The 13,116-nt window shown below is 53.7% G+C and carries 8 protein-coding genes; 5 read left to right on the forward strand and 3 right to left on the reverse strand.

The features are described from left to right. Window positions 1–77: 77 nt before the first annotated feature. Window positions 78–1,517 carry an RICIN domain-containing protein gene (locus IYN85_RS09605; RefSeq protein WP_196158678.1) on the reverse strand — a complete coding sequence of 480 codons (1,440 nt, stop codon included), beginning with the start codon at window positions 1,515–1,517 and terminating at the stop codon, window positions 78–80. A 212-nt stretch (window positions 1,518–1,729) separates the two neighbouring features. Here IYN85_RS09605 and IYN85_RS09610 point away from each other — a divergent pair, with 212 nt between their 5' ends. From IYN85_RS09610 to IYN85_RS09625, 4 genes are all read left to right on the forward strand, one after another. Continuing rightward, the gene (locus IYN85_RS09610) at window positions 1,730–3,553 is read left to right on the forward strand and encodes an RICIN domain-containing protein (protein WP_196158679.1); all 1,824 of its coding nucleotides are present in this window, start codon (window positions 1,730–1,732) and stop codon (window positions 3,551–3,553) included. Between the two features lie 147 nt (window positions 3,554–3,700). Beyond that, window positions 3,701–6,388 carry a LuxR C-terminal-related transcriptional regulator gene (locus IYN85_RS09615; protein ID WP_196158680.1) on the forward strand — a complete coding sequence of 896 codons (2,688 nt, stop codon included), beginning with the start codon at window positions 3,701–3,703 and terminating at the stop codon, window positions 6,386–6,388. A gap of 573 nt (window positions 6,389–6,961) precedes the next feature. Continuing rightward, window positions 6,962–7,117, forward strand: a complete 156-nt coding sequence (locus tag IYN85_RS09620; protein ID WP_196158681.1) for a hypothetical protein — start codon at window positions 6,962–6,964, stop codon at window positions 7,115–7,117. A gap of 360 nt (window positions 7,118–7,477) precedes the next feature. Next, the gene (locus IYN85_RS09625; RefSeq protein ID WP_196158682.1) at window positions 7,478–8,779 is read left to right on the forward strand and encodes an HD domain-containing phosphohydrolase; all 1,302 of its coding nucleotides are present in this window, start codon (window positions 7,478–7,480) and stop codon (window positions 8,777–8,779) included. A 2-nt stretch (window positions 8,780–8,781) separates the two neighbouring features. Here IYN85_RS09625 and IYN85_RS09630 read toward each other — a convergent pair whose 3' ends face one another. Beyond that, entirely contained in the window at window positions 8,782–9,954 is a 1,173-nt protein-coding gene (locus IYN85_RS09630; protein WP_196158683.1) for a kynureninase, read from the reverse strand. Window positions 9,955–9,965: 11 nt separating this feature from the next. Continuing rightward, window positions 9,966–10,745: a tryptophan 2,3-dioxygenase gene (locus IYN85_RS09635; RefSeq protein WP_196158684.1), complete on the reverse strand. Its 780-nt coding sequence runs from the start codon at window positions 10,743–10,745 to the stop codon at window positions 9,966–9,968. A 165-nt stretch (window positions 10,746–10,910) separates the two neighbouring features. Between IYN85_RS09635 and IYN85_RS09640 the strand changes: the two genes are divergently transcribed. After that, window positions 10,911–12,119, forward strand: a complete 1,209-nt coding sequence (locus IYN85_RS09640) for an HD-GYP domain-containing protein (protein WP_196158685.1) — start codon at window positions 10,911–10,913, stop codon at window positions 12,117–12,119. The last annotated feature ends 997 nt before the right edge of the window (window positions 12,120–13,116 follow it).

Here is a 13,116-nt window from a genome sequence, read left to right on the forward strand (position 1 = left end):
TCAGCTACGAATCAGACGTCGGCTCGTGAACCCCAGCCATTGAATCCCTGTCTTCATTGGTGTCGCCCGGAAAACCGTTAGTGCGCGATCAACCGGAACTGCTGATTGGCGCTTAAAGGCGTACACTCCCACTGAATCAATTTTGCTCCATTGGCGCCCGAGCGCCCTGATATATCCATGCAAAGCTCGCTGCGCCGGTTAACAATACGCCATTTCCCAGCGCCAGCATTCTGAAAACGGAATTGCTGGTTGGCACCGCCCCAGTAGTCCCAGTTCAGGATCCTGGCGCCGTTATCCAAGGACTGGTCTTCTACATCCAGAACCTTCCCGGGCGTGCGCTCCGCGGAGAGTGTGTGCCATTGGCCATCCACCGGTGTGATGGTGAAGACCTGACAATCGTTATCAAGCCAGTCCCATTGACCGATTTCGCTGCCGTTTTGGGTCGAGCACTGTTGCAGGTCCAGCGTTTTCCCGCTGTGTACAGGGACAATTCGGTAACGGCCTTCAATGAGGTTGCTGTCACTGCCGCTCGGTGGTGTTCCTATGGGGTCGCAGCCATTCACATGGATACTGGACGAATCGGTTCGAACCAACTGACAATTGGGCCGGCCGTCGGCAACACGGCCACCCAGAATGTGGGTGTCCGTTGCGTCCTCCAGCAAAATACCCTGAGCGGAAGAACTCTCGATATCAACAGAACCAATGGTGGTGCCATGACTGCCGCTGACGCTGAAAACGCCTCGCCCGGAATTCCGCGAGTAAACGCTGCGCACAGACACGTTAGGGCCATTATTATTGGCTACGCGGAAACTGGCATAGCCGCCGCCGGTGTCGTTATTCAGGCCCACCACATGGCCTACGGTTCCATTCCGGGAATTATTCAGCAACACGCCGGATCCTCCGGAATCGACTACGGTTACGTCACCAATGGTAAAGCCGTCCACACCATAGGTTTCCAGGCCGTGTCCGTTGGCACCTTTAATATGGATAGTGCCCTGCACCGTCAGATTTTTGGCTAGCCCGGTGGAGTCATCCACCCGGATGCCTAGGCCCACTGATCTGTGGCGAGTCAGGTCCATGGTAATGTCTTCAAGGACCACATCCGAACAGCCTCGAAACCAGAGGCCGTATCGTGGGGCGCCGGTCACATGCAGGTTGCGCACCGTAATATTGTTTCGATTATCGCAGTAGATCGGCACAACGAACTCGCCCCCTTCCACTATCACGCGGTGACCGTGGAAATCCAGTGTCTGATCGGTTCGAGGCCGTATCGCGTGCAGTCGGCCGGTATCGAGCCCGCTAGCACCGGAATTGCGCACATTAATCGTGCCCGCGCCCATGCTATTGGCCGCCGCGTTTACTGCATCAAAGAACTGGTCGCCTTGGTATACGGTGTTCCCATCCACGCGGGACCACCAGCTGCCATCGTTCTGACGAGTCACTTCAGCATCTGCCATCACCAGGCCGTGCCAGAGCAGCAGAAAACAGGCAACGGTAATTTTTGTTTTGGAATCCATCGGATAACTCCCTTTAAAACTGCGTGACGACAGGTTTGACATAACTGACGGCGTTTATAAAGACCTTCACCGGGCCTTCGGCGGGCGTTGCGTGTTCTGTCACAGTTTTAAATGCACAAATGACCGATTGACCGATTCAATGAGCAGGAGCTGGGGATAGACTGGCCAAGGAAAGTTGACCATTTGTTTCTCATTGAAAAAGGACATTCCCGATGCGCAATCGAACAAGAATAGTTAGCGGGTTAACGGGCTGTTTGCTGGTCTCGGCGATGCTGGTGCCTTCGGCCCAGGCGTTCGACGCAGATCAGTTCTATTACATCGTTAATCAACAAAGCGGCCAGTCTCTGGACGTGAATGGCGCCTCATCAGAAAACGGCGCCAACGTGCTTCAATGGTCTTACTGGGAAGGCGCACACCAGCAATGGCAGGTAATTGATAACGGCGATGGCTCTCATCGGCTGATCAACCGCAGCAGCGGCCAAGCGCTGGACGTTGCCGGCCGTTCCGTCCAGGAAAACGCTAATGTGCTGCAATGGCCCTGGAAATCCACCAATAACGCCAACCAGCGCTGGGAAATCCGCGAACTGGGCGACCAGTCTTTCAGTTTAATGGCACGCCACAGCCAGAAAGCACTGCAGGTGCTGGATGGGTCGACCAGCAGTGGCGCTAATATTGTGCAGGGCTCTTATTATGGAGCTGCCCACCAGCGCTGGGAAATCCTGCCAGTCGGGCCTGCGATACCGGATCCCCAGGAGCAGCAGGCAGAGGATGCCATTTGGTTGTCCGGTGCGGTGCGCCAGAACGAACATGGAGGCTTTCAGGGTTCTGCGTATGTGAACTTCGAGCCCAATGAACCAGGCGGCTTTATCCAGTGGCACATGGATGTCGAAAGAGCCGGCAACTACAAGCTTGAATTCCGGTATGCTAACGGGGCTGGCGACTCGCGCCCGGGCGACATCCGAATTAACGACCAGTCCGTAACCAACCTGCACTTCGGGCCGACCGGTGGCTGGGATCGCTGGCAGACAGATTCCGCAACGGTTTACTTCGCCCAGGGTGAAAACAGAATCCGCCTGACAGGTACCGGTGCGAATGGCGGCGCCAACATCGATTCACTGGCTATTAGTTGGCAAAACGACGACACACCCGTCGAGCCAGAACCGGCACAGATGCTTGGTTTTGCGACCCTTAACGGCGGTACCATCGGTGGTCAGGGCGGCCGCGAAGTCACCGTCAGCAACCTGGAGGAGTTTGCCCGCTACGCGGACAGCGACGAGCCTCACATCATTCGTGTTCAGGGCATCATTCCGCTCACGGGCATGGTGCGGGTCGGCTCCAACACGACGGTGTTGGGTGTTGGCAATAACAGCGGCTTCACCGGCGGTGGACTGGACATTCGGCGCGTGCGCAACGTGATTATTCGCAACCTCAAGCTGTCCTTCAGCCGAGACGACCTCATCAAGGTCAAAGAATCCGAAAACATCTGGATCGACCACAATGAACTCTGGAACGACCGCAACCACGACAAGGACTACTACGACGGCCTGGTGGATATCACCCGCGGCAGCAGCTACGTGACCGTGTCGTGGAACTACATGCACGACCACATCAAAGGCAGTCTGGTCGGCGCTGGCGATGACCACGGCGATAGCGACCGCGGCCGTCTGAAGGTGACCTATCACCATAACCTGTTCGAAAATGTGAGTTCCCGCATCCCAAGCCTGCGTTTCGGCACCGGCCACTTCTACAACAACTTGGTGGTGAACGCAGATTTCGCGATCAACTCGCGGATGGGCGCCCAGATGCTGGTAGAGGGCAATATCTTCGATTCGGTAGATTTGCCCATCTCCACCAACCGCTACAGCCGCGAAGACGGCTACGTGGTTGAGCGCAATAACCGTTACCTGAACAGTGGCAACAATGAAATCACCCGGACGGGCAGCTTCAGTAGTGCTCCCTACAGTTATTACCTGGACGAACTGGACAACCTTGCCGACGTCCTCGCTGATGGCGTGGGGGTGGGTGTCATCCGGTAGCTGCAAGCTTAAACCTGATCAGTGTTTCTAGGGCCAATTTTTGTATTGGCCCTTTTTTTGTGGGCCATCAGAGATCTGCCAATTTCGGTTGCAGGCTTTCCGGGAAGCCAATATCTTAACCATCCAAGCTCATGACACTGATGAACGATGCTGCTAGCAACCAAACTTCTCAGGCCTGGCCTGCCCGCAGGATTTCTTTCCCGCAACCGCCCGCTTCAGGCCCTGGACGATGCCACTGCCCGCCAGGTATGCCTGGTTTGCGCGCCCGCCGGGTACGGCAAAACCACACTGCTGGTTGACTGGTTGAAGCAACGCCGAAAACAAGCGGCCTGGCTGTCACTGGATGCAGGAGAGAACGACCCCGTGGCTTTCTGGTATGCGTTCTGTTCAGCGCTAGGTCAACTCAATGCCCGTTTCATCAACAATGTCTGGCCCCACTTCGCCGACACCGGTGAGGGTACCCGCCCCGGCGTTCATCAATTGGTCAACGAGCTTTGGGCCTGGTCCCGCAGTTGGGCCGCCAACGATGCACACTATCTGGTGATCGACGACTTCCACACGCTGAGCGATCCAGGCCTGCTGTCGTCCTTTGACTGGTTTCTGGACCATCTGCCAAACAACCTGCGCATCATTCTGGTGTCGCGCACACAGCCCGACCTTGGTCTTGCGAGGCGTCGCCTGGCCGGAAGCTATCAGATGATCGGTGAAGCTCAGCTGAGATTCTGTCGCGAAGGCACCGAGGAACTGTTTGCCGAACGATTCAACCTGGTACTGTCAGCGGATCAGATTCAGCAGATTCTGGCTCGCACAGAAGGCTGGGCGGTTGCCCTGCATCTCACAGGCCTGGCCTGGCAGGAGCAGGGACATTACGGCCAGCTTCCAGAACCCGCGCGGCATGAGGCACAGGGATTATCCGATTATCTGATGAATGAACTGTTCCAGCGTCAGCCGGACGCCGTCCAGTCGTTCTTGATCCACGTGGCCCGGCTTCCTCGCTTTTCGGCAGGGCTTTGCAGTGCGCTGCTGCAACGCGAGGACAGCGAGGCAATGGTGGAATACCTGGTTCGACATAACCTGCTGGTGCAGGCATTGGACGACCGACATGAGTGGTTCCGGTTACATGATCTGTTCCGCGACTGGCTGAACAGCATGCCGCTTCCAGCCACCCGGGAACACGCCCTTCGCCAACGCGCAGCCCGTTGGTTGGAAAATCAGGGTTACACCTATGAAGCCTTCGAGCAATGGGTCGCGTTGAGCGACTGGAGCAGCGCCGCCCGTCTGGTCACCCTGCATTTTTTGCTGTGGTGGCAGCAGGGCTGGCTGCCCAGGGCCGAGAGATGCCTGCAGCAGTTCCCCCGCGCCTGGCTAGCCGCAAACCCCTGGCTTCGGTATCTGGAAGGGTTCATTCTGTTTCAGCGTGGTGAGCTGATTAATGCGGCTCAGGCGCTGCGCGAAGCGGAACATTGCTTCAGCCATCATCCATACTGGGCTCCGGAAGAAGAGCCGCTCTTCCCGGCAGGACAATCCTTGCCCGACGTTGTACGAGCTGAATTCCCCCTGCATATGGCCTCTTTACGGGCCCATATTGCCAGGCTCGGAGGAGATATCCAGACCGCTATGGCGCTGTCCAAAGGGCTTAGCGACGAGGCACAGTTTTCTGATTCGCCATTGCTGGATTGGACGCTTGCCGGCTGCTGCACCGATCAGTTTTACCGGATGAATCTGCCATTGGCCCGTGATTTCGGCTTCAGGGCCATCCATCAGGCGCGGCGTAATCAGAATGCATCCTGCCAAATTGTCAGCCTTATCTGGCTGGTGACAAGCCTGGTTCAACAGGGCGAACACAGGGACGCCATGGCCTGGATCGATCGAACGCAGGAAGCGATTGGCCCGAGATGGAAAAACAATGTGTGGGCGCCCAACCTGTATTGCCAGCGAGCCCTGATTCTGCGCGAGCAGAACAAGCTCGAAGCCGCGGCCGAATCACTGAACCAGGCCTTCACCATGGCAACGGACCAGCTAATGCCCCAATGCCTGGTGTATTTTGAGTTTCTGCGCTGGCACATTGCCCTGAACCGCGGCGATTTCGACACGGCGGAACAAGCCATTGAGCAGATTGAGTACTGGCATTCTCGCCAGGATGTTCAGCACTGGCACTACACGGTTCTTGAGCCGGACCTGATGCGCGCTCTGCTTCGTGCCGCCCAGGGGCAGATAGACACTCTGCTGGCATGGACCCACCACTTTGACCCCAACTTGCCCGACATGCCTACCTGGCTCGACTTTGCCCGGCTGGCGGTGTGGTTGCGCGTGCAGGTTGATCTGGGTGGCGATATCGCAGATCCGCTGTCACACTTCCGGGAACAGGCGAAGGCTGGCAATGTGATCACCTGGCAAACCAAGGCCGCCCTGCTGGACTATCGCCTTGCACAGCGGGAAGATCGGCCGTCGGCCCGGCAATTCATGCATCAGGCTCTGTGGCTTTCCGTTCAGCACGACCAGTTGCGCACCTTTCTAGATGATGGTCCGGGTCTGGCATCAGGACTGCAGGATTGCCTTGAGGATCAGGGAGTGGCCAAGGAGGCAGGCCGGATTCTCGCTGCTATGGGTGTGGATGTGCCAAGGCAGGCGGAGGCCAACGATCCTCTGAGCGACCGGGAACGGCAGGTACTTGCCCTCCTGGAATCCGGCATGAGCAATCCGGAATTGGCCCGGGAATTAGGAATTTCACTGTCTACAGTCAAGGCGCATCTGCGAAACATATTCGTGAAGCTTGGCGTTAAAAACCGGACCCAGGCGATTTCCCGGGCCGGGAAGTTTGGCTTTGTGTGCTAGCCCCGAGTGATGGAGCCATGCTGTTCATCATACGCGTTGTCCCGCAATCGCTGGTGAACGACATTGGTGGAGCCAACAGCACCTGAATACACACTGACCCCAAGAACCAATAACGTTGCCCACAACCGCGAGCGGTAGTGAGTCGAAGGCCCACCCGCAGCAACGCGAAGGGGTATTAAAGGGCCTAGTGTTGCTGGTCCTTGTTAACAATTTAGTATTACATCGAACTCTTTCCATGAATAGAGGAAAACCGGTACAACAGTACCATCCGGTGCTTTCCATGAATCTGCTCTAGTTTTTCTTCCACCTAAACGAGAATAAAACTTCTGTGCTCGTTGATTGTGTTGAGTAACTAACAAGCCAAAGCAGATGCGACGGAACAGCTATTTACGCCAAAGTCGGCAATGGCTTTCGATAAGCTCGTTATTGAAAGGTGTGACAGAAATTGACCGAAGAAATGTCTATCAAGAAGGCAAGTCACACGGCCGTTTCACCGCCTTTCAAACGACCACGCGAAGCAATTTACGTTTCACAGGTTGGTCAAGCAGGGATGCTTGAACAAGTGAGCTGGAAATGGCGGTCCGACGTTTCGGTGGCCGTCGTGAACGACCTGTCGAAGACGAAATTGAGAAGTGTGATCAGTCGTTTGTGGCGGCGGCTGGGATTGTTAAGGGCCGAGCCCGAATCGTCGGACCGGTTCGGCCCTTGACGGCGAAAATTTTCCAATGACACCAAATGACCGAATGATGCAAAAACTTCAGGGCGCAAAAAGAATTCAGCTTTCAAAGATCCTCTTGGAAAAGAAAAACTGAATTATTTGCCCGCTCAAACACCAAAAGCAAGTGCTAAAAAGATAGCGCGACCGCCCTCGTGCCTCGGTTGTTTGCTCCTACCTATCGAATCAAATTCCACTTTCTTATAAAAGTAAAAACCATTCAATCACATCTGCTTTAGCTGCGTTAACTGGCGGGTTGAAGTCATGCCGCTAACGGCGTTACAGGCCTTTGTGAATCTTTGTTGCCAGCTTTGTGATTTTGGAAAAATCCGGTCTACACTTGGTCATATTGAACGCTACGCGTCGAGGATTCTATGTTCCAGCCCGCCTCAATGACGATCGATTTACGTCAAATGATTCTCGCTATCGAAACGGCGGTGTCGTTGGTGGGTATGAACGATACCAATCATGGTAAACGGGTGGGGTATATTGCCAGTCAGATCTCTTCGGGGCTGGGTCAATCCGATGACGAGATTCAGGCTATTTTCGAACTGGGCATGCTGCACGATTGTGGTGTGTCTACGGAACAGATGCATTCGAATCTGGTGAATCATTTCGATTGGAGCGATGCGCACATTCATTGTGAGATCGGGTACCGGTTGTTAAAAGATTTTGTACCACTGGAGAAGTATGCGTTGCCGATTCTTTATCATCACACGCCCTGGGAGAAGCTGAAAACGTTAGATTTGCCGGACGAGATTAAACGTAAGGCGAATCTGATTTTCCTGTCTGACCGGGTGGATGTTCTGGCGGCAACGCATTACGACAGCGATATTCTCATTGTCCGTGATGAGATTCTGGCTTCTATCAATTCGTATCGGGAAACGTATTTCGATCCGTTTCTGATCGATGCCTTTGCGCTGGTAGAAGCCTCTGAAGCCTTCTGGATTACGCTGTCGGATCGGCACATTACGCGTTATACGTGGGATATGGGTCAGTTCTCCAGCAGCGAGCCATTGTCGTTAAAGCAAATCAAACAGCTGTCGCTGATCATGTCTTATATCGTTGACCAGAAGAGCGCTTTCACGGCGCAGCATTCGGCCCGTGTGGCGGATTTGGCAAAGTTTCTGGCTTACAGGTACGGCCTGACCGATTACTTGTGCGACAAGGTGGAAATCGCCGGTCTGTTGCATGATTTGGGTAAGTTACACACGCCGGATCATATTCTGGAAAAACCAGGGCCGCTGAATGCGGAGGAACTGGCAATCATGAATCAACACAGTTACGAGACCTTCGAAATTCTGCGGCACATCAGTGGTTTGGGGGATGTCGCGGAGTGGGCGGCGTTTCATCACGAGGGCGTCAACGGTTTGGGGTACCCGTTCCATTTAAAAGATAGTGAGTTAAGCATTGAAGCTCGCATCATCGCGGTGGCCGATATTTTCCAGGCGCTGGTGCAGGACCGGCCATACCGCAAAGGAATGACGGAGCAAGAAGTCCTGGAGATTCTCGATGGCATGGCGCAGTCCGGCAAGTTGGATGTTGAAGTCGTCGGCATAGCCGAACGCCACAGCGCGGAGTGCTTTAACATCGCGAAGGGTACCAGCGAAAAGGGCAACAGGAATTCGATTGATCTGTTTGCACCGTTACCCGAAACCGTCCCTGCCTGGTGTTAATGTCATGCGGTCGCGCAGCGGTGTAATTCTGCCACGGCGGCCATTAATTGCGCTTCGGTAATGTACGGTGCTGGTCCAATCCTCAGGTTGTTCTGCCGTGAATCGGTGAAAATATTTTTCTCACGCAAGGCACTGACCAGCGCGGCGGCACGTTCAGTTTTTAACACTAAAAAACCACCACGTTGTTCTATGTTGTCATCAGGCAACTGAATGTCTTGCGGCCAAGCATAGCGATGAAGTTCACGCAACAGCACGCGCAGCTGTGCTTGATTGATGGCGCGCAGAGTGTCGACGTGCAACCCTTGTTGATTGAAAAATTCGATCACGCTGGCGGCCCGGTAATGGCTGGTTGGGTCGTAGGTTGAACCCTCAAACGCCCAGCGACCAGTGCCGTACTGCACGGCTTGACCTGGCGCCTGATTCAGGTTGGCAAACTCGGCATACCAGCCGGTAACAACAGGTCGCCAATCGCATTGTTTCGGCACTCGTAAAAAGCAATTGCCTTCCCCAAACTGGCAGTATTTGTAGCCGCCGCCGACCACAAACACATCGTGCAGTTCATGGTCGTCCATTGAAAATGGGACAACATTCACGAGGTGGTAGGCATCCAGCAGTAGCGGAATGGCCTGAGTTCGCAATTGGCGGGCGAGCGAATCGATGTGCGGCACAATCTCGCTGGTTTTGAACATGACCATGGAGCACATGACTGCGGCGGTTTTGGAGTCGACTTCTGCCAGCAGGCGGTCGGCTAACGTTGCGACCGGTTGTGACGCAACCTTGACCACGTCGATGTTGGTTTCATTCAGGCGGTCCAGCAACCGGCGCATGGAGTGAAACTCGCCGTCGGTGGTGATGATTTTTGCGTGTGCTTGCAGCGGTAAAGCGGATAGCCAGCGCACCAGCAATTCCTGAGTGTTGGTGCCCAACACGATCTCGCCATGCCGGTCGCCTAACCGGTCCAGATAAAACTGGCGCAGGGTATCGGCTTTGGCAAAGGCTTTGTCCCATTTGTCGTCGACCCATTGGGCGGCGTCATCAAAGGCGTCCAATTGCGCCGCTCGGGCAACATCCGGCCAGGCCTGATGCGAATGGCCTGTGAGCAAAATGCGTTCATTAACCCGAAAATGTTTGTAGTGCGCCTGCAGGGCTTCGGCGCGTGCATTCCAATTGTCCATGCGCTTAACCTCTACAGTGCGGAGCGGATTTCCCACAAGTCTGGGAAGACCGGTTTGAACAGAGTTTGCTGTAAATAAGCCGCGCCACTGCTGCCGCCGCTGCCCATTTTCGCACCAATGGTGCGCTGCACCATTTTCACATGGCGGTAACGCCATTCTTGCAGACCTTCATCAAGATCCACCAGCAGTTCACAGAGTTCAGAGAGGTTGTGGTTGGTGCGGTACAGTTCAATCAGTACCTGCTGAACCTGCTCGTTTTCAACCGTCGCTTCGGTCACGGGCTTGGTTAATTCCGTTTCCGGAATGGCGTAACCGTGTCGGGCCAACAGCTGCACGAACACCTGCCAGACCGACGGTGTTTGCAAACAATCTTCCAGTAACTTGCGCCCTACGGAACCTTCCGGTTGAAACGTCAAGGGTTGTTCGCGTTTGTAGCCGAGTAGAAACTCAAATGCGCGGAATTGATAAGATTGAAACCCGCTGGAGGAGTCCAACCGGTGCCGGAAACTGTCGAACTCCAGCGGCGTCATGGTTTCCAGAATATCCACCTGACCCACCAACGTTTTCATGATTTTCAAAATGCGTTTCAATACATGGAAACTGCGAGAAATGTCGTCTGCCTGCATGCGGCCCATTAAGAACCGGGTTTCATGCAGCAGTTGCTTAAACCATAGCTCATAGGTTTGGTGAATCACGATAAACAGCATTTCGTCGTGTTCCGGCGGCTCCGAACGCAAGGCTTGCAGGTCCAGCAGGTCGTCAATTTTCAGGTAATCAGCGTAGGTCAACATAGAATTCTTTTTATTAGCTGTGAAAGTGCCTTACAGACTATCTAATATGACGGGGAATATCTTCCGTGGATGCGACTTATTCTTATCGGCTTTATGGCAAATAATGCTGACACTTGAGGCGGCCTTGAACTATGCTGAAACTTAGTTATTTGTTGAGTTCGTGCATTGATAAAAAAAATCACCATAGACCAACTCAAGCCTGGCATGTACGTGGCCGACCTGAACAATCAGTGGGTGCCCAAGAGCAATGCATCGCGCAGCGGTTTAATTAAGTATCAGTCGACCATCGACAAGGTACGTGCGTTGGGCGTTCAGGAAATTTATATCGATACCGATAAAGGCGTGGATTGCCCCGATGGCATACCGGTGGATGCTGTTAAGCAATTACAGGCAGAGCAGTTCAGATCAATCAGTGTACAAAGCGGTACGCGTGCGTCGGTACGTACCTCGGTGGAGGCCGAACGCGAACGAGCCCACAAACTCTATGGCCAAACTAAAAACCTGATCGGCGGGATTCTGGAGGACATCAAGCAGGGTAAAAGTGTTGATGCCGAAGCGGTGGATAACTCTGCAGCGGACCTGGTCAGCTCGCTGGACGCCAATGAAAACGCACTGGCCTGTTTGTCTTACATTCGCTCTAAAGATGAGTACTTGTTGGAACACTCCATTAACGTGGGCCTATTGATGGGCATCTTCGCCCGCTCAAAACGTATGGACAATGATCTCACCCGGCAACTGGTGGCCGGCGGCTTGTTGCACGACATTGGCAAAATTCTGGTACCCGACGAAATATTAAACAAACCCGGTAAGCTGACCCCGGAAGAATGGGAAGAAATGAAGCGCCATGTGTCTTATGGCGAACAGATTCTCGACGTAACGCCCGGCTTAAGTGACGTCACGCGCAGTATATGCGCGCTGCACCACGAACGGCTGGATGGCAGCGGCTACCCGCGCAACCTACCAAAAGACCAAATCACCCAAGTCGGACGCATGTCTGCGATCTGCGACGTATACGATGCGGTCACTGCCGACCGGGTCTATCACGTTGGTATGGCGCCCAATGAAGCGCTGAAAAAATTGATTGAGTGGAGCATTTTTCATCTCGACAAAGACCTGGTGTATGACTTTATCCGCTGCCTGTCGGTTTACCCGGTGGGTACGTTGGTCGAACTGTCGAATGGTCGCGCAGGGGTGATTGTTGAGGCTAACCGCCGGCAACCCAAACTGCCGTTGGTACGGGTGTTTTTCAATACCCGTCATCAACACCAGGTGGAAACGCACTTGCTAAATTTAGCGGATGCCAAAGTGGAGGTTGAAATTATCAACACTCTGGACGCACGCGCCCTGGGTATTGATATTCGGCCTTTCATGTAACTTGGACCAATAAAGCTCATTGGTAATGTATTTTTTAATGTCTGAAGTGCCTGCGACTTGGTGGAATTGTGTGTTGTTTGATGCGAAGAATTAATCTGGTCTGACAACTTTGGTTGAGTTCTCAATTACCATTCTCTTGGAAGGTTTTTCTTTTCAAGTGGGCAGCCCCAAATGGCACTTACTTAAGCATATTTCCGTTTTTTTGAGACTTTTACGTCATTCGGTGAGTTAGTTTAACCGGGATTTTTGCTTCAAGTACTAAATCAGATACGAAGACTATGGTTCCATTTTTAACAAAAAGATCTCTTGGCGGGTTTTTCTTTTCAAGGGGAGATCCCCTTGCACCCCCCTCTATCGCCCGCTTTGGAGTTCTGTCATGCCAGACACTTTCTTCGAACGGTCGCTTGAGCGTGCGTCCCTGCACGCGCGGCGCTTCCAAGGGCATCCTTGCCCTTGAATCCGTTGCGATGTGTCTGTCATGTCAGCCAAAGCAGATGCGACGTAACAGTTATTTACGCCAGTCTTTGGTAGATAGAATTTAGAGGTTGGTTTTATCTTTCGAGAAAGTAACTCTTGCCGCGGTTTTCTCCGCCTTTCAAACGACCACGCGAAGCAATTTGCGTCTCACAGGTTGTTCAAGCAGGGATGCTTGAACAAGTGAGCCGGCCATGGATGGCCGTCGCGAACGACCTGTCGAAGACGAAATTGAGACGTGTGATCAGTCGTTTGTGGCGGCGGCTGGGATTGTTAAGGGCTGAGCTGTAGCGGTCCTTGACGGCGAAAATCTACCAATGAAACCAAGTCACCGAATGACGCAAAATCCGAAGATAAAAACTAAATCAGCGTAAGTAAGTGCCATTCGGGCAGCCCCCTCTAAACCCGTTGCGACGCGCCAACGAATTCCGCCAATGCAAATGCCACGGAACGGTCATATCCGCCGGTTCAAAAATGTCCGAATTATGTGTTTCGCTTGGATGATCGGAAATGCCACTTAATT

It is taken from the genome of Reinekea sp. G2M2-21 (genome assembly GCF_015687175.1).
Lineage (GTDB): Bacteria > Pseudomonadota > Gammaproteobacteria > Pseudomonadales > Natronospirillaceae > Reinekea.